This window comes from uncultured Rhodoblastus sp., assembly GCF_903903185.1.
GTDB lineage: Bacteria > Pseudomonadota > Alphaproteobacteria > Rhizobiales > Beijerinckiaceae > Rhodoblastus.
Window position 1 is genome coordinate 13,264 of the sequence record NZ_CAIUXT010000110.1, and the last position, 16,093, is coordinate 29,356.

Consider the following 16,093-nt stretch of genomic DNA (forward strand, 5'->3'; position numbering starts at 1 on the left):
ATGAGCGGCGTCAACGAAATCCGGTCCACATTTCTCGATTATTTCGTGAGACACGGCCACACCAGTGTCGAATCCGCGTCGCTCGTCCCGCGCAACGACCCCACCCTGATGTTCACCAACGCCGGGATGGTGCCGTTCAAGAATCTGTTCACCGGCGCCGAAAAGCGCGACTATGTCCGCGCCGCCTCGTCGCAGAAATGCGTGCGCGCCGGCGGCAAGCACAATGATCTCGACAATGTCGGCTATACCGCGCGCCACCACACTTTTTTCGAAATGCTCGGCAATTTCTCCTTCGGCGATTATTTCAAGGAACAGGCGATCGTCCTCGCCTGGGAGCTGATCTCCAAGGAATTCGCCCTGGACCGGGACAAGCTCCTCGTCACCGTTTATCACGACGACGACGAGGCCTTCGGCCTGTGGAAGAAGATCGCCGGTTTCTCCGACGACCGCATCATCCGCATCGCCACCAGCGATAATTTCTGGTCGATGGGCGAGACCGGCCCCTGCGGCCCCTGTTCCGAAATATTCTACGACCAGGGCGAGACGCTCGCCGGCGGCCCACCCGGCAGTCCCGACGAGGACGGCGACCGGTTCCTCGAATTCTGGAACCTCGTCTTCATGCAATATGAGCAGGTCGCGCCGGGCCAGCGCATCCCGCTGCCCCGTCCCTCGATCGACACCGGCATGGGTCTGGAGCGCATCGCCGCGCTGATGCAGGGCGTCCATTCCAATTACCAGATCGACCTGTTCCGCGTGCTGATCCATGCCGTCGCCGAGGCCACCGGCGTCGATCCCGACGGCCCGATGCAGGCCAGCCACCGCATCATCGCCGACCATTTGCGCGCTTCCGCCTTCCTCGTCGCCGATGGCGTCCTTCCCGCCAACGAGGGGCGCGGCTATGTCCTGCGCCGGATCATGCGGCGCGCGATGCGCCACGCGCAAATGCTCGGCGCCCGCGATCCGCTGATGTGGCGCCTCGTTCCCGCGCTGGTTCGCGAAATGGGCGCGGCCTATCCGGAACTCATCCGCGCGCAGGCGTTGATCGAAGAGACTTTGAAACTGGAAGAAACCCGTTTTCGCGTCACTCTGGCGCGCGGCCTGACCATATTGGACGACGAAACCCGGACCTTGCAGGCCGGCGAAAAACTGTCCGGCGACGTCGCCTTCAAGCTTTACGACACGTTCGGGTTCCCGCTCGACCTGACGCAGGAGGCGCTGCGCGCCCGAAAAATCGGCGTCGATCTCGCCGCCTTCGAAGCCGCGATGGAGCGCCAGCGCGCCGAGGCGCGCAAGGCCTGGGCGGGGTCCGGCGAGTCGGCGACCGAGACCGTATGGTTCGCGGTCAAGGACAAGGCCGGCGCGACGGATTTCCTCGGCTACGATACCGAAAAGGCCGAAGGCGTGGTGATGGCGCTGGTGCGCGACGGCGCGCTGGTCGAAAAGCTGGCCAAAGGCGAAAAAGGCGGCGTCATCCTCAACCAGACGCCGTTTTATGCCGAATCGGGCGGCCAGGTCGGCGACACCGGCGTGCTGCTCGGTCCGAATTTGCGGCTGCGCGTCGAAAACACCAGCAAGAAGGTCGGCGACCTGTTCGTCCATGAGGTCGTCGTCGAGGAAGGCGAAGTCACGCCGGGCGTCGCCCTCGAACTTGAAGTCGATCACGACCGCCGCGCCGCGATTCGCGCCAATCATTCGGCCACCCATTTGCTGCACGAGGCTTTGCGCGAAGTTTTGGGCGACCATGTCGCGCAGAAGGGTTCGCAAGTCGCGCCCGACAAGCTGCGGTTCGACTTCGCACATCCCAAGCCCGTCACCGATCAGGAGTTGGCGCAGGTCGAGGATCTGGCCAATCGGGTGGTGCTGGAAAACGCGCCGGTGGTGACGCGGCTGATGGCGGTCGATCAGGCGATCGAATCCGGCGCCCGTGCGCTGTTTGGCGAGAAATACGGTGACGAAGTGCGCGTCGTCTCGATGGGCGCCGGTTCGCGCCACGCTTTTTCGGTCGAATTATGCGGCGGCGTCCATGTGTCGCGCACCGGCGACATCGGGCTGGTGTCGATTGTCGGCCGCAGCGCGGTAGCCGCCGGCGTCCAGCGCATCGAGGCCAAGACCGGCGCTTCCGCGCGCCGCCACCTCAACGCCGAGGCCCGGGTGTTGCGCGATATTTCGAGCCTGCTCCGCGCGCCGGTCGAAGACGCTTCCGAGCGCTTGGCGGCGCTTATCGAAGAACGCAAGAAACTGGAGCGGGAGCTGACGGAAGCGCGCAAAAAGCTCGCCATGGGCGGCGGCGGCGCGGCCGAGGCGCCGACGCGCCAGATCGGCGGGGTGACTTATTTTGCGCGCGCCGTGTCCGGCGTCGAAATGAAGGACCTGAAATCCCTGGCCGACGAGGCCAAGCAGACGATCGGCTCAGGGATCGTCGCCATTGTCGGCGTTTCCGACGACGGCCGCGCCGGCGTCGTCGTCGCGGTCACGCCCGATCTGACGCCCCGGTTCAACGCCGTCGATTTCGTGCGCCTCGCCGCCGAAAAACTGGGCGGCAAGGGCGGCGGCGGCCGGCCGGACATGGCCCAGGCCGGCGGCCCCGACGGCGCGGCGGCGGAAGCCGCGCTTAACGCCATCGCCGACTCGCTGCGGCAAAGCGCCGGTTAGGATCTTAACGCCGCTCGCGGCGGTGGAGAAAAGCCAGCCGCTCGAACATGTGCACGTCCTGCTCGTTCTTCAAAAGCGCGCCGTGCAGCGGCGGAATCAGTTTGGACGTGTCGCTTTCGCGCAATTGTTCCGGGGTGATGTCCTCGCTGAGCAGCAGTTTGAGCCAGTCGAGCAGTTCCGAGGTCGAAGGCTTTTTTTTCAGCCCCGGCACTTCCCGCATCTGGAAGAACAGCCGCAGAGCCTCCTCGACCAGATCATGTTTGAGATTGGGGAAATGGGTGGCGACGATCGCCTCCATGGTCGCGCGGTCGGGGAACTGGATATAATGGAAGAAGCAGCGGCGCAGGAAGGCGTCCGGCAGCTCCTTTTCATTATTCGAGGTGATGATGACCAGCGGCCGCTTTTTGGCGCGGATGGTCTCGCCGGTTTCGTAGACATGAAACTCCATCCGGTCGAGTTCGAGCAGCAGGTCGTTGGGAAATTCGATGTCGGCCTTGTCGATCTCGTCGATCAGGAGGACGGTCGGCTCGTCGGCGGTGAAGGCGTCCCATAATTTGCCGCGCTTGATGTAATGGCCGATGTCGGTGACCCGCGGATCGCCGAGCTGGGAATCGCGCAGCCGCGACACCGCGTCATATTCGTAGAGCCCCTGCTGCGCCTTGGTGGTGGACTTGATATGCCAGGTCAACAGCCGCGCCGGCAGGGCGGCGGCGACCTCCTCGGCCAGCACGGTTTTGCCGGTTCCCGGCTCGCCCTTGACGAGGAGGGGACGCTCCAGCGTCAGCGCGGCGCCGACCGCCACGCGCAAATCCCTGGTGGCGACATAGGTGCTGGATCCGTTGAAGCGCATGTCCTGTTCCATTTGCGTTTTTGCCGCGGCGAGGCGGCGCGGGCCCTACCAATGTGGCGCCGCAGCAAGCCTTGGGCAAGCGGCGTCGCGACAAATCTCCCCCTCGGCGATTCGCGCCCTCGGCTGGGAAAAATGTCCTTCGATCTCCGCAGGCGGCAGAAAAAACCTTCTTTAGTACCGTTTACAAAAGCAAATTATTCAATGTCCCGACGACTTCTCGCCATGAACGATCGGCCGGGATTCCGATTTTGGCCATCAGGGCGGCTGAAATGTGACATTTGCGCAACTTCGCGGTTCCGAATGATCCAAAACGGCCAAAATGAGGCCATTTCCGGCGCGGCCGCCTTCTAACGCAGGGCCGCTTCGATTAATCTCAGGTCATCGGATTTCCCGCGTCGAAGAAATTTCGGCCCCCGCCGTCAGCAGAGACAAACGGGAACGACGTCTTGTCTGGAACACTCGGTAACTGAAGCCCTCGGGAGGGGTAATTCAATGAACTTCAAGGCTAAAATCCTCGGCGCGGCGATGGCCGCCCTCAGCTTGTCTAGCGCCGCTCAGGCCTACACGGTCACCCCGCCCGGCGAACGCGCCGGTATCGATTTGGCGTCGCCACTTCCGGAAGGCGTCTATTTCGTCGATCTGGCCGGCGTGGGCAACGACCGCGGTTCGGTCTCAAAGGCGTCAAACTTCGACTATACCGTTCCGATCATCGCTTGGGCTACTCCCTGGACCATCCTTGGTGGCCGCATTCAGCTGCTCGCCGCAGCTCCGCTCGCTTCGGTCTCCGCCCCGTCGACTCCCATCTCGGCTGAAAGCTATGCGCGCGGCTTTTATAACCCCTTCGTCGCCGGCCAGATCGCCTTCAACCTGGGCAACGGCTTCTCGGCTTCGTATTTGGCCGGCGCTTATATCGCTGTTGACAGCCCGAACTCCGGTGGCGGCTGGAACCAGACCACGTTCCACCAGCAGCTCGCTCTTGCTTGGCATGGCAACGGCTGGAACGCGACCGCCAACCTGATGTATGGCATCGTCGGCAACAACGACACCACGGGAGCCCAGAACTCCAACTATTTCAACTATGACCTCGGCCTTACACACACCTTCGGCAAATGGGAAGTGGGTATCATCGGCTACGGTTCGGTGACCAACTCGATCAACGGCTATTGGCTGAGAGGCGTTTACCAACCCTACGCCGGCGGCAACAACCAGTTCGCGCTCGGCGGTCTGGTTGGTTACAACTTCGGTCCAGTCATCTTGCAGTTCTCGCTGTCGACCGACGTCGTCACCAACTATGCTTCCAAGGCGACCTTCGCCGGTCTGCACGTGATCATCCCGCTCTGGGCGCCGGACGCTCCCAAGGCCGTCGTCGCCAAGTACTGAAGCTCCGATCCACGGCAAAATTTGAAATCGGACGACAACCGGGCGGCCTTCGAGCCGCCCGGTTTTTTTATCGCTCTGTTTTCGGACGACCTTTATAGGACCTGCGCGGCTTCGTCCTCAGCGCTGTTTTTTGCCGTGACGCCCATGCGCAGCCATGGCAGACTGGCGCCATGCTGATCAATTTCTTCACCGCCCTGCGCGAAGCGCAAGTCCCGGTCTCGCTGCGCGAATATCTGACCCTCTGTCAGGCGCTGGCCGCCGATCTGGCGGAAAAGTCGGTCGAGGAATTCTATTTTCTCTCCCGCGCCTGTCTGGTGAAGGACGAACGCAATCTCGACAAGTTCGACCGCGTGTTCGGCGCCACCTTCAAGGGGATCGAATCGACCGGCGATCTCGCGGAAAACGCCGATATCCCGGCGGACTGGCTCAAGAAGCTGACGGAAAAATTCCTCACCGAGGAAGAGAAGAAGGAAATCGAGGCGCTCGGCTGGGACAAGCTGATGGAGACGCTGAAAAAGCGTCTCGAAGAGCAGAAGGAGCGCCATCAGGGCGGTAATAAATGGATTGGCACGGGCGGAACCTCGCCCTTCGGCGCCTATGGCTATAATCCGGAAGGCATTCGCATCGGCCAGGACCGCAATCGCAATTTTCGCGCGGTAAAAGTCTGGGACAAGCGCGAATTCAAGGACCTCGACGGGGGCGAGGAATTGGGGCCGCGCAATATCAAGCTGGCCTTGCGCCGGCTGCGCAAGCTCGCGCGCACCGGCGCGGCGGAGGAGCTTGACCTTGACGGCACCATTGGCGCGACGGCGCGGCAGGGATTTCTCGATCTGAAACTGCGTCCCGAGCGCCGCAACGCGGTCAAGGTGCTGCTGTTGTTCGACATCGGCGGGTCGATGGACTGGCATATCGAACAGGTCGAGCATTTATTCGCCGCCGCGCGCACCGAATTCAAGCATCTGGAACATTATTATTTCCACAATTGCCTTTACGAGAGCGTCTGGAAAAACAACCACCGCCGCCATTCCGAAAGGCTCGGAACCTGGGACCTGCTGCATACTTATCCGCACGATTACAAGCTGATCTTCGTCGGCGACGCCTCGATGAGTCCCTATGAGATCGTTCAGGAGGGCGGCTCGGTCGAGCATCGCAACCCGGAGGCGGGCAAGGTCTGGCTGGAGCGCGCGCTACAATGCTGGCCGCACGCCGTCTGGCTCAACCCAACCCCCGAAACGCATTGGCGCTATACGCAGTCGATCGGCATGATCCGGCAGATCATGGAAGATCGGATGTTTCCGCTGACGCTCGAAGGAATTGAGGCGGCGATGAAGGAACTGACGCGTTAAAGCCCGGCGTTCGCGTCAGCCCCCTGATAACAAGGCTTCGGTCAAGGCTTCGGTCAAGGCTTCGGTCAAGGCTTGGCGACAGGGTCCTTCGTTTCATCGGCCTTGGGCGCCGTTTCCGCTTTTGGCGGCTCTTCCCCCGTCCGTGGCGCCGCATCGACCGGCGGTTTCAACTCGTTGAGCGCCTGAAAATATTCGGAGAAATTCCTTGGGCAGATCTCCGCCGCCTTGCGGAAATAGGCCAGGGACTCGTCGCGGGCGTTTTTGAGCAGCCGTTCCTCGCCGAGGTAGAATTGCGCCTCGCATTGGTCGCCCGGCGATTTCGCGGCGGCGAGCGTCTCCCCGGCGTCCTTGTCGCCAAGAAACAGTTGCGCCGCCGGCCACGGCCAGGCCGTCCGGGAAATTTTCGCCGAACCGGCCAGCAATTCGGCCTTGGCGGCGTCGCCGTCGCCGACGCGGGCGCGGGCGAGGAATCGCCAGATCGCGGCATAGGCGTTGGACGGATCGAGCCTCAGCGCCTGGGTGAAGTCTTGGGCGGCCCGGGCGTTTTCTCCCTTGGCGAAAAAGGCGGCGCCGCGATCGAACCAGGCTATGGCTTTGTCGGGCGCCAATTCGATGACCTTGCCGAAGTCGGCGATGGCCGAATCGGCGTCGCCCCTGGCGACAAAGGCGCCGCCCCGGCCGATATAGGCCAGCACGCTCCGGTCGTTGAGTTCGATCGCCTTGTTGAAATCCGCCAGCGCCCGATCGGCATGGCCGCCGGCCAGGAAAATATCGCCGCGATTGACGAAGATGGCGGCGTTGCGCGCGCCAACCTCGATCGCCTTGTCGTAATCGGCCAGCGCCTTGTCCGGACTGCCGAGCTTTTCGGCGATCTCGCCGCGCATCTGATAGGCGAGCCAGCTTCCCGGATCCTGCTGGATCGCGGCGTCGCAATTGGCCTGCGCCTTTTGCGTCTCCCCCTGCGCATGATAAACGATGCAGCGGTTGGCATAGGCCCAGGCGATTTCCCGGCCTTTCCACTTCCCGGAATCGATCAATGTGGCGCAACCGGCGAGGCGCGCCTCGGCGGAATAAGTTCCGCCGGCATTGGCGCAGGCGCTCGCCGCCGGCGACTGCTGCTGCTTCGGGATCGGAATCAGCCGCATCGCCCCGTCTGGGGCAGCGAAATTATCCGGGATCAGCTGCGCCTCCAGCCTCTGCTGCGCCGATGCGCCGCCCGGGAGCGCGACAAGTGACATCGCCGACAATGTCATCGCCGAAAGCCAGGCCGATGATTTCATGGTTTTCTCCCGCTCATTTTTGTCGTTGCGCGATTCGACGCGTTTTCGGCTGCAAGCGTTAGCCCATCCCCGCTTTCGGCAAAAGCCGAAATGTTCGGTGCGACGACATGGCGCGGCAGGGCTGAGTGTTTTTGCCGGCCCCGCGAAAAATCCATGCTAATTTGCCTCCATGCGCCGATTGCTGCTGTTCCGCCACGCCGAAGCCGTCCATTGCGACAAGTACAGCGATTGGGAACGGCCGCTGACCGCCGCCGGCCGCGACAAGGCTTCGCGGGTCGGCGCCTTTCTTGCCGAGACCCATCAACGAATCGACCTCGTGCTGGCCTCCGATTCGGTGCGAACCCGCGAAACCTGGGAGGTGGCGCAGGCCGCCTATGCCGGGACGCCGGAAGTCCAATTCGACCGCAAGCTCTATCATGCGGAGCGGCGCGACCTGATGGCCATGGCCCGCGACCTACCCGATTCGGTCGAATCGGCGATCGTCGTCGGCCATAATCCCGCCATCGCCGAATTCGCCGTCCATTTCGCCGGCTCCGGCGAACGCGACGCCCTCGCCCGCCTCACGCGCGGCTTTCCGCCGGGCGGGCTGGCGATCCTCGACGCCGACATCGAGCAATGGCGCCAATTGCGCTGGGGCGCCGGCGAACTGGGCCTTTTCCTGACTTTAGCCAAGTCGGCGTGACGGCGACCCGTCGCGATTTGGCGAAATCGCTGGCCTAAGGCCCATGGGGTTCGAAACAGGCCCGGCTTGCGACGCGCTTTTGGTTCAGTCGCGCTGACCGCGACGCGCGATTCCACAACCGGCAGTTCTTGGTGTCGGAGCGTTTTCGCGCTAAATGGGGGGCGGTTCGCGTTAAGAGCGCGCGTCAAACCAAAAAGGGAGTCCCGATCCGTTTTGACCGGATCGAACAAGGCTCCGATGCGGAAAACCGGCGGCTGCGTTTTTGGGACAAGCACGAGACAAGCAGCCTGGTTTCAGCTTTTGCGCCCGCCGGAGTGCGTCTTGACCTCATTTGCCGATCTCATCGCCGAAGCGCGCAACAGCGCCGCCAATCTTTCCGAGATTTTTTTGCGCGGCAATGGTCTGCGGCTCGGCGTCACCGGCCTGTCGCGCGCCGGCAAGACGGTGTTCATCACCGCCCTCGTCCAGCACCTGACCGCCCTGGCGCCGCGCGACCAGAAGAATCCGCTGCCGGTGTTTCGCGTCGCCGCCGAAGGGCGGCTGATCGCCGGCCGGCTGGAGCCCCAGCCCGACGATCATGTCGCCCGATTCGCCTATGAAGACCATATCGACTCCCTGACCGGCCCCGACCGCCATTGGCCGCAATCGACCCGGCAGATTTCGGAATTGCGGTTGCGCCTCGAATTCGACCGCCCCCGCCGCTTTGCCAACGGGCCCGCGCATTTCGACATCGACATCGTCGACTATCCCGGCGAATGGCTGCTCGACCTGCCGCTGCTCGAAAAATCCTTCGCGCAATGGTCGCGCGAGACGCTGGAGGCCAGCGCCGCCGCCGCGCGCGCCTCCTTCGCCGCCGACTGGCGCGGTTTCGTGCTGGGCCTCGACCCGGCAGGCGGGGAAGACGAATCCGCGGCGCGGCGCGCGGCGGAACTGTTCACCGCCTATCTGCGCGCCGCGCGCGCCGACGCCTATGCGCTTTCGACCCTGCCGCCCGGCCGTTTCCTGATGCCGGGCGATCTCGAAGGCTCGCCAGCCCTGACCTTCGCGCCGCTGCACCTGCCCGAAGGCTACGAGATCACGCCGGCGACCCTGGCCGCGATGATGGAGCGGCGCTACGAGGCCTACAAGACCCATGTCGTGCGTCCGTTCTTCCGCGACCATTTCGCCCGGCTCGACCGCCAGATCGTGCTGGTGGACGCGCTGTCGGCGCTCAATTCCGGCCCCGCCGCGCTGCGCGACCTGCAAACCGCGCTCGACGACGTGCTTGCGGCCTTCCGCATCGGCCGCGGCAATCCGCTGTTGAATCTGTTCCGGCCGAAAATCGACAAGATCCTGATTGCGGCGACCAAGGCCGACCATCTGCATCACCTGAGCCACGACCGGCTGGAGGCGATCTTGCGGCAATTGGCGGCGCGCGCCATCGCGCGGTCGGAATTTTCCGGCGCTTCGGTCGATGTCATCGCGCTGGCCGCCGTGCGCGCGACGCGCGAGGTCGCGGTGCGGCGCGGGCGCGAAACGCTCGACGCCATTGTTGGGGTTCCGCTCGCCGGCGAAAGCCTCGACGGCGAGGTTTTCGACGGCGAGACCGAGGCGGCGATCTTTCCCGGCCTGTTGCCCGCCGACGCCCGCGCGGCCTTTCGCGGCGACGCGCTGGGCATCCCCGAAGGCGAGGCCGATTATCGCTTCCTGCGCTTCCGCCCGCCGGTCGCCGTTCTCGGGCCGGATGGCGCGCCGCTGCCCCTGCCCCATATCAGGCTCGACCGCGCCTGCCAGTTCCTGTTCGGAGACCGGCTGTTATGAACGAAGAGAAAAAGCAGCGGCCGCGCGCCTTCCGGCTCGATTCGGCGGCAGGGCCGGATTTCGTCGTCGAGGACCGGCCCGACCCCTATGAGGCCGAAGCCGAGGCGCTGGCTGGCGACGCCGCCGAACAGGCGGTGGAGGCGGTTCAAGGCCGCACAATCTTGCGCGGCACGGTGTTTTCGTGGAGCGGTCTACTTTTTTCGGCGCTCGGCGGCCTGGCGTCTTTCGCCTTCGCTCTTTGGCTCAACAGCCTGGTCGAAGCCCTGTTCGCCCGTTCGGAGACGCTCGGCCTCATCGGCCTCGCCCTCGCCGGGCTGGCGCTGCTGGCGCTGCTGGTGCTGCTCGGGCGCGAAGTCAAATCGGTGTTTCGCCAGCGCCGTATCGCCTCGCTGCATATCGCGCTGGCGCGCGCCCACGCCGCCGACGACCGCGAGGCCGCGCGCAGGGAGGTCGCGGAACTGGCGAAACTCTATGAAAAGCGCCCCGAAACGGCGGCGGCGCGAAAGAAACTGGCGGAATTGCGCGGCGAGATCGTCGATGGGCGCGACCTGATCGACATCGCCGAGCGGCAATTGATGCCGCCGCTCGATCGCGCCGCCCGCGGCGAGATCGCTGCCGCCGCCAAGCGCGTTTCGGTGGTCGCGGCGCTGAGTCCGCGCGCGGTCATCGACGTGATTTTCGTCGCCTATCAGGCTTTGCGGCTGATCCGCCGCATCGCCGAAATCTACGGCGGGCGGCCCGGAATGCTCGGCGCCTGGCGCCTCGCCCGCGCGGTCGGCTCCCATCTCGCGATCACCGGCAGCATGGCGCTCGGCGACAGTCTGGTGCAGCAGATTCTGGGCCATGGCATAGCGGCGAAAATCTCGGCGCGACTCGGAGAGGGCGTGCTCAACGGCATGTTGACGGCGCGGATCGGGCTGTCGGCGATGGCGGTCTGCCGTCCGATGGCCTTTGTCGCGCAAAAGCCGCCGGCCATCCGCGATGTCGCGCCGTTCCTGTTCGGCGACGGCGGCGCGGGCGCGGAGGCGCCGAGGAAGTAGCGCTTTTGGCGGTTGACCGGCCTCGGCGAACGTCCGACGGGAAAGGGTCAAAACGTGCCTTTACGGTGGACCCAGACGCCCACAAAATGTGGACTTGGCGGAGAGCCAGACCGAGAACCGCATCGTTAAGTCTGGCGTATCGATCGGGGAGACATCGTCATGTTCACTTCCATCAGCGGTCAGACGGCCATTGTAACCGGCGCGAGCCGGGGAATCGGCCGGGGTATTGCCATTAGGTTCGGCTCCGTTGGCTGCAATGTCCTGGTCATTTCGCGATCCATCGAGGGAGCGGAACGCGTCGTGAGTGAGATTAAGGCGGCGGGGGGCTCTGCAAGCGCCGCCGCCATCGACGTTAGCGATCCGGATCAATCCCCGCGCATGGCCGAAGTCGCCATCGAGCGCTACGGCGCCATCAATATCCTTTGTGCAAATGCGGGGATATTCCCGGCGTCGAAGCTGGACAAGATGACGGCACTGGAGTTCGACGCAGTGATGGGCGCCAACCTGCGGGGCACGTTCCTGACCGTGCAAGCCTGCCTTCCCGAGATGAAGGCGCGCCGAAAAGGCCGGATCGTCCTGACATCTTCGATCACCGGGCCAATTACCGGCTATCCCGGCTGGGCGCATTATGGCGCGAGCAAAGCCGGGCAACTTGGCTTCATGCGAACCGCTGCAATCGAACTCGCGCCATCGCACATCACGATGAACGCGGTGATGCCGGGAAACATCGCGACCGAGGGGTTGGCTGATCTGGGGCCTGAGTATGCTGCGAAAATGGAAGGTTCGATCCCGATGGGGCGCCTTGGCACTGTCGTCGACATCGCAAACGCCGCCTTGTTCTTCGCGTCCGAAGAAGCCGCCTATATTACTGGCCAGACATTAATTATCGACGGCGGTCAAGTGTTGCCGGAGTCGCTCATGGCGCTGGAGGAAATGAACGCCAGCTGAATGTTCCTTTTGAGGTCGGACGGAGCAATGAGGTATAACGAGGGCGACCCAGAATCCGAACCTTCTTCAAAAATCAAGATGTTCGCAATAGCGCAGCCGGTCTGAAAATCAGGGACTTTTGAGAGATCGGTCGAAGTCCGCAGGTGCGGTCTGGAGGAGCGAACAAGCGCCTTGCCGCCGATCTCTGCCGTTTCAACGAGCCGCGACCCCTTTTTATGGTGAGGCTGTCCGCGCACGGCTTAAACCTGTCCCGCTGTCTCCCCCTGCGGAACCCGGCATCACCAGTTCTGGTTCAGATTCGGTCCGACCTGGACGTCCATAGGCGCCTCGACCATTCGGGAATAATTGTTTTCGGAGCCCACCGGTACGACCTGGCCGGGATCGAGCCAATCGTCGCTGGTCATCACATTGGCCGGCAAGGGAATGGCCGAGCGGGGGCGCACCCTCAGCGTCGATTGGGCGAAAGCCGCGCCGAAGGCCGCGACGCAAATACAGGCGATTCCTGCGGCCAGATATCTCTTACGCATCTGATTCCTCTTTTCATTGTCGCGCGGGCAGTCTTGGCGGGCTGCTGAAAACCCCTCGGACCGCCCTCGTGGTTCGAGACGCCCGCTTCGCGGGCTCCTCACCATGAGGGCTATGTTATTGATTCCATTGATCCCCTCATGCTGAGGAGCGATGCGAAGCATCGCGTCTCGAAGCACGGGGGGATCAACGCACGCATTTTTCAGCAGCCTGTTAGTTCAGGGTCTCAGTTGAGGGCGTTTGGCGCGGCGAAACTATGCAGGAGCAAGGCGAAGCGATGTTTTTGGGCGGCGTCGAGGCTTTCGAACAAAGGCGCCGCCGCCGCCGCGACCTTCTGCAATTCCTCGCCGCGCGCCACGAGATTCTGGCCGACCAGCTTTATGCTCTGGACGACCTCGTCCTTCTCGTGGAATTCCGCCGCCTGCGCCAGAAACGCCTTCCGCCGCCCCGCGCGCGCGACGACCACCTCGCGCAGCACCTTTTCCAGCGCGGTCCAGTCCTTTTCCTGCGCCGGCGTCAGTTTCAGGCCGGCTTTCAGGGCGGCGACGCGCGCCTCGACGAGCGTGGCGTGATCCTCGGCTTCCTGTTTGGCCAGGGCCTGTTCCGCCGGATCGACCGGCTCCGCCGCCGCCGGGCAGAAGGCGGGAAAGGCGAGCGCCGCCGCCAGCGCGGCAATGAGAAGATGCTTTTTCATGGAACCCTTCTTTTTTCGGTCAATATCGGGAGGTGTCCCCCGTCCGGCGGGGAAAATGCAATTTTTTGGCTTGCTCCACAAGCGGCGGTTTCGCCGCAGGGACGGCTCAGCCCTGCTGCGCCGGCGTCTCGACGGTCAGCCCGTCGATTTCCGGCTCGACCCTGATCTGGCAGGACAGCCGCGAGTTCGGGCGCGGATCGACCGCGAAATCGAGCATGTCGCTTTCCATCGGCCCGGCCGGCGGCAATTTGTCGAACCATTCGGGCGCGACATAGACGTGGCAGGTGGCGCAGGCGCAGGCGCCGCCGCATTCGGCGACGATCTCGTCGATGCCGCCCCTGGTCGCGGTCTCCATCACCGTCATGCCGGGTTCGGCCTCGACCTCCCGCCTTTCGCCGGAGGAACTGATGAAGATGATCTTGACCATTGAAAAATTCCCGATTGCAGCTTGAGCGCATTGGCGCCGTATCTAATGGGAATTTTACGAAACCGCCACCGGCGCGGTTCAAGAAAATGCAGCCGTCGGGAATTAGCCGTCCATACTTGGGTTCAGCGCGCGGCAGGCGCTGGCGACGGCTTCCGGCTGCAAACCGTCGACGGCGGCGAATTCCAGCAACAGCGCCTCGTCGTCGGCGAGATAGGCCAGTACGCCGGCCAGAAAACCCGGCTGCGCCGCGACCGCGCGCAAATGATCGACATCGAGCCCCGACAGCGCCAGAAAGCGCGACAGGCGCTCGGGTTCGAGCGCGATGAAATTCAGCGCCGAAACGGCGACGGCTTCCGCCGCCTCGCGTTCCGCTTGACGGCTGTTTGGGGGACGAATGGCCAAGACGGGTGGGTCCTTGCGCGGGATTGCCGCGACAAGTTCGGCGCAAATTTTCATTTCGTCAATTTGTCTGGCCTAGAATACAGGGGCTGACAATGAAAAGAACAGGCCGCGAAAGCATCGGGGCCGTTGCGGCTTTGGCGGGATGCGCATGAAAAAGACGGTTCTGATCGTCGAGGACAATGAGTTGAACATGAAACTGTTCAACGACCTGCTCGAAGCGCATGGCTACGCCACCGTGCAGACCCGCAGCGGCGTCGAGGCGGTCGGGCTGGCGCGCCGGCACATGCCGAACCTGATTCTGATGGACATTCAGCTGCCCGAGGTTTCCGGCCTGCAGGTCACGCAATGGCTCAAGGACGATCCTGCCCTCGCCCATATTCCGATCGTCGCCATCACCGCCTTCGCGATGAAGGGCGACGAGGAGAAAATCCGTCAGGGCGGCTGCGAAGCCTATCTGTCGAAACCGATCTCGGTGGTCAAGTTTCTCGAAACCGTCCGGACCTATATTGGCGACACATGATTTCGATCCGCCCTGCCCGATGAAAGGCCCAAAAAGATGACGGCCCGCGTGCTGGTGGTCGATGACGTCCTGCCCAATGTCCGGCTTCTGGAAGCGCGGCTCAGCGCCGAATATTTCGACGTGGTGACGGCGACGAGCGGGATCAAAGCGCTGGAAATCTGCGAAAGGGGCGATTGCGACCTCGTCCTGCTCGATGTGATGATGCCCGGCATGGATGGTTTCGAGGTCTGCCGCCAGCTCAGGCGCAGCCCTGCGACCCTGCATCTGCCGGTAATCATGGTCACCGCGCTCGACCAGGCCTCCGACCGCCTGCGCGGGCTGGAGGCCGGCACCGACGATTTTCTGGTCAAGCCGATCGACGAAATCGCGCTGCTGGCGCGGGTCCGCTCGCTGTCGCGTCTCAAACTGGCGGTGGACGAATTGCGCGCCCGCGCCTCGACTTCCGCCGCGCTCGGCATCAGGGCGGCGACGCCGCCGAGGCTCGACGGCGGCATGGGGGGCAAAATCCTGCTGGTGGACGACCGCGCCCATTCCCGCGAGCGCGTGATCGCGGCGCTGGGCCCCGGCTTCGAGATCGATGTCGAGGCCGACCCGCTTGAGGCGCTGCCGCGCGCCGCCGAAAATAATTACGAACTGGCGATCGTCAGCCTCGGCCTCGTCCGTTTCGACGGCTTGCGGCTGTGCAGCCAGTTGCGGGCGCTGGAGCGCACCCGCCACACGCCCTTGCTGATGCTCGCCGACGCCGAGGATCGCCCGCGCATCCTGCGCGGCCTCGATCTCGGGGTGAATGATTATCTGGTCCGCCCGATCGACCGCAACGAGTTGATCGCCCGCGTCCGAACCCAGATCCGCCTGAAACGCTATGCCGACGATCTGCGCTCCAATGTGCAGGCCGCCATGGAACTGGCGGTGGTCGATCCCCTGACCGGGCTCAACAACCGGCGCTATCTCGAATCCCATCTGGTGTCGCTGCTCGAACAGGCGGCGCGGACCGGCCGGCCGCTGTCGGCGATGATCGTCGATATCGACCATTTCAAGCGCGTCAACGACAGCTTCGGCCATGATTGCGGCGACGAAGTGCTGAAAATCTTCGCGGCGCGGGTCAAGCGCGCGGTGCGCGGCGCCGACCTGATGTGCCGGTTTGGCGGCGAGGAATTCGTCGTCGTCATGCCCGACACGAAATTATCCGTCGCGCGGATCGTCGGCGAACGAATCCGCGAAGCCGTCGCCAGCGCGCCCTTCCCCATCGAACAGGGCGCGCGCGCGATTCCGGTCACGGTGTCGATCGGCGTCGCCGCTTCATGCCCCGGCGATGCGCCCGACGCCTTGTTCAAACGCGCCGACCGGGCGCTTTATCTTTCGAAGAACAGCGGAAGAAATTGTGTGACCGCCTCGGCGGCGTGAATTTTGTGCCGGCGAATTCGATTTTTCTTTCATCGGCGCGGCGTTCATGCTCGCAGGACATTTGTGAATTCATTCACAAATGTCTCGGTGCGGCTCCAGGGCTTGTTCGCTGGATCGACGTGTTAAAGCCGACGCTTGACCTG

The 16,093-nt window shown here is 63.7% G+C and carries 15 protein-coding genes; 9 read left to right on the plus strand and 6 right to left on the minus strand.

Annotation, left to right across the window (positions count from 1 at the left end):
- Complete coding sequence (gene alaS, locus QZY01_RS09905; RefSeq protein ID WP_294536488.1) at positions 1 to 2,652, plus strand: alanine--tRNA ligase; 2,652 nt, start codon at positions 1 to 3, stop codon at positions 2,650 to 2,652.
- 4 nt (positions 2,653 to 2,656) lie between these two features.
- Here alaS and QZY01_RS09910 read toward each other — a convergent pair whose 3' ends face one another.
- Positions 2,657 to 3,502 (minus strand): MoxR family ATPase, encoded by an 846-nt coding sequence (locus tag QZY01_RS09910; protein ID WP_294536490.1) that lies wholly within the window; start codon positions 3,500 to 3,502, stop codon positions 2,657 to 2,659.
- Positions 3,503 to 3,994: 492 nt separating this feature from the next.
- On the opposite strand from QZY01_RS09910, the gene QZY01_RS09915 reads away from it, so the two are divergent.
- Both QZY01_RS09915 and QZY01_RS09920 read left to right on the plus strand, forming a co-directional pair.
- On the plus strand, positions 3,995 to 4,882 hold the full coding sequence (locus QZY01_RS09915; RefSeq protein ID WP_294536492.1) for a transporter: 888 nt from the start codon (positions 3,995 to 3,997) through the stop codon (positions 4,880 to 4,882).
- 170 nt (positions 4,883 to 5,052) lie between these two features.
- Entirely contained in the window at positions 5,053 to 6,228 is a 1,176-nt protein-coding gene (locus tag QZY01_RS09920) for a VWA domain-containing protein (protein WP_294536494.1), read from the plus strand.
- A 65-nt stretch (positions 6,229 to 6,293) separates the two neighbouring features.
- On the opposite strand, the gene QZY01_RS09925 is transcribed toward QZY01_RS09920, so the two are convergent.
- On the minus strand, positions 6,294 to 7,508 hold the full coding sequence (locus tag QZY01_RS09925) for a tetratricopeptide repeat protein (RefSeq protein ID WP_294536496.1): 1,215 nt from the start codon (positions 7,506 to 7,508) through the stop codon (positions 6,294 to 6,296).
- A 169-nt stretch (positions 7,509 to 7,677) separates the two neighbouring features.
- Here QZY01_RS09925 and QZY01_RS09930 point away from each other — a divergent pair, with 169 nt between their 5' ends.
- From QZY01_RS09930 to fabG, 4 genes are all read left to right on the plus strand, one after another.
- On the plus strand, positions 7,678 to 8,190 hold the full coding sequence (locus tag QZY01_RS09930; RefSeq protein ID WP_294536498.1) for a histidine phosphatase family protein: 513 nt from the start codon (positions 7,678 to 7,680) through the stop codon (positions 8,188 to 8,190).
- A 321-nt stretch (positions 8,191 to 8,511) separates the two neighbouring features.
- Positions 8,512 to 9,990 carry a YcjX family protein gene (locus QZY01_RS09935; RefSeq protein ID WP_294536500.1) on the plus strand — a complete coding sequence of 493 codons (1,479 nt, stop codon included), beginning with the start codon at positions 8,512 to 8,514 and terminating at the stop codon, positions 9,988 to 9,990.
- The gene (locus QZY01_RS09940; protein WP_294536502.1) at positions 9,987 to 11,030 is read left to right on the plus strand and encodes a TIGR01620 family protein; all 1,044 of its coding nucleotides are present in this window, start codon (positions 9,987 to 9,989) and stop codon (positions 11,028 to 11,030) included. Before QZY01_RS09935 ends, QZY01_RS09940 begins: the two co-directional genes overlap by 4 nt.
- Before the next feature lie 159 nt (positions 11,031 to 11,189).
- Complete coding sequence (gene fabG / locus QZY01_RS09945) at positions 11,190 to 11,978, plus strand: 3-oxoacyl-ACP reductase FabG (RefSeq protein ID WP_294536504.1); 789 nt, start codon at positions 11,190 to 11,192, stop codon at positions 11,976 to 11,978.
- 278 nt (positions 11,979 to 12,256) lie between these two features.
- Here the strand turns inward: fabG and QZY01_RS09950 are convergent, their stop codons facing one another.
- From QZY01_RS09950 to QZY01_RS09965, 4 genes are all read right to left on the minus strand, one after another.
- Positions 12,257 to 12,505, minus strand: coding sequence for a hypothetical protein (locus QZY01_RS09950; RefSeq protein WP_294536506.1), 249 nt, complete (start codon positions 12,503 to 12,505; stop codon positions 12,257 to 12,259).
- A gap of 224 nt (positions 12,506 to 12,729) precedes the next feature.
- Positions 12,730 to 13,197 (minus strand): Spy/CpxP family protein refolding chaperone, encoded by a 468-nt coding sequence (locus QZY01_RS09955; protein WP_294536508.1) that lies wholly within the window; start codon positions 13,195 to 13,197, stop codon positions 12,730 to 12,732.
- Positions 13,198 to 13,303: 106 nt separating this feature from the next.
- Positions 13,304 to 13,624 (minus strand): 2Fe-2S iron-sulfur cluster-binding protein, encoded by a 321-nt coding sequence (locus QZY01_RS09960; protein ID WP_294536509.1) that lies wholly within the window; start codon positions 13,622 to 13,624, stop codon positions 13,304 to 13,306.
- A gap of 102 nt (positions 13,625 to 13,726) precedes the next feature.
- Entirely contained in the window at positions 13,727 to 14,026 is a 300-nt protein-coding gene (locus tag QZY01_RS09965; protein ID WP_294536511.1) for a DUF3572 family protein, read from the minus strand.
- Positions 14,027 to 14,174: 148 nt separating this feature from the next.
- On the opposite strand from QZY01_RS09965, the gene QZY01_RS09970 reads away from it, so the two are divergent.
- The gene (locus QZY01_RS09970; protein WP_294536513.1) at positions 14,175 to 14,546 is read left to right on the plus strand and encodes a response regulator; all 372 of its coding nucleotides are present in this window, start codon (positions 14,175 to 14,177) and stop codon (positions 14,544 to 14,546) included.
- 36 nt (positions 14,547 to 14,582) lie between these two features.
- A complete protein-coding gene (locus tag QZY01_RS09975; RefSeq protein ID WP_294536514.1) occupies positions 14,583 to 15,950 on the plus strand; it encodes a PleD family two-component system response regulator in 1,368 nt (455 codons plus the stop codon).
- Positions 15,951 to 16,093: the final 143 nt, after the last annotated feature.

Bases quoted from the DNA above. Each gene is read 5' to 3' on its own strand.
- alaS (WP_294536488.1), top strand. From the start codon at position 1: ATGAGCGGCGTCAACGAAATCCGGTCCACATTTCTCGATTATTTCGTG.
- QZY01_RS09910 (WP_294536490.1), bottom strand. From the start codon at position 3,502: ATGCGCTTCAACGGATCCAGCACCTATGTCGCCACCAGGGATTTGCGC.
- QZY01_RS09915 (WP_294536492.1), top strand. From the start codon at position 3,995: ATGAACTTCAAGGCTAAAATCCTCGGCGCGGCGATGGCCGCCCTCAGC.
- QZY01_RS09920 (WP_294536494.1), top strand. From the start codon at position 5,053: ATGCTGATCAATTTCTTCACCGCCCTGCGCGAAGCGCAAGTCCCGGTC.
- QZY01_RS09925 (WP_294536496.1), bottom strand. From the start codon at position 7,508: ATGAAATCATCGGCCTGGCTTTCGGCGATGACATTGTCGGCGATGTCA.
- QZY01_RS09930 (WP_294536498.1), top strand. From the start codon at position 7,678: ATGCGCCGATTGCTGCTGTTCCGCCACGCCGAAGCCGTCCATTGCGAC.
- QZY01_RS09940 (WP_294536502.1), top strand. From the start codon at position 9,987: ATGAACGAAGAGAAAAAGCAGCGGCCGCGCGCCTTCCGGCTCGATTCG.
- fabG (WP_294536504.1), top strand. From the start codon at position 11,190: ATGTTCACTTCCATCAGCGGTCAGACGGCCATTGTAACCGGCGCGAGC.
- QZY01_RS09950 (WP_294536506.1), bottom strand. From the start codon at position 12,505: ATGCGTAAGAGATATCTGGCCGCAGGAATCGCCTGTATTTGCGTCGCG.
- QZY01_RS09955 (WP_294536508.1), bottom strand. From the start codon at position 13,197: ATGAAAAAGCATCTTCTCATTGCCGCGCTGGCGGCGGCGCTCGCCTTT.
- QZY01_RS09960 (WP_294536509.1), bottom strand. From the start codon at position 13,624: ATGGTCAAGATCATCTTCATCAGTTCCTCCGGCGAAAGGCGGGAGGTC.
- QZY01_RS09970 (WP_294536513.1), top strand. From the start codon at position 14,175: ATGAAAAAGACGGTTCTGATCGTCGAGGACAATGAGTTGAACATGAAA.
- QZY01_RS09975 (WP_294536514.1), top strand. From the start codon at position 14,583: ATGACGGCCCGCGTGCTGGTGGTCGATGACGTCCTGCCCAATGTCCGG.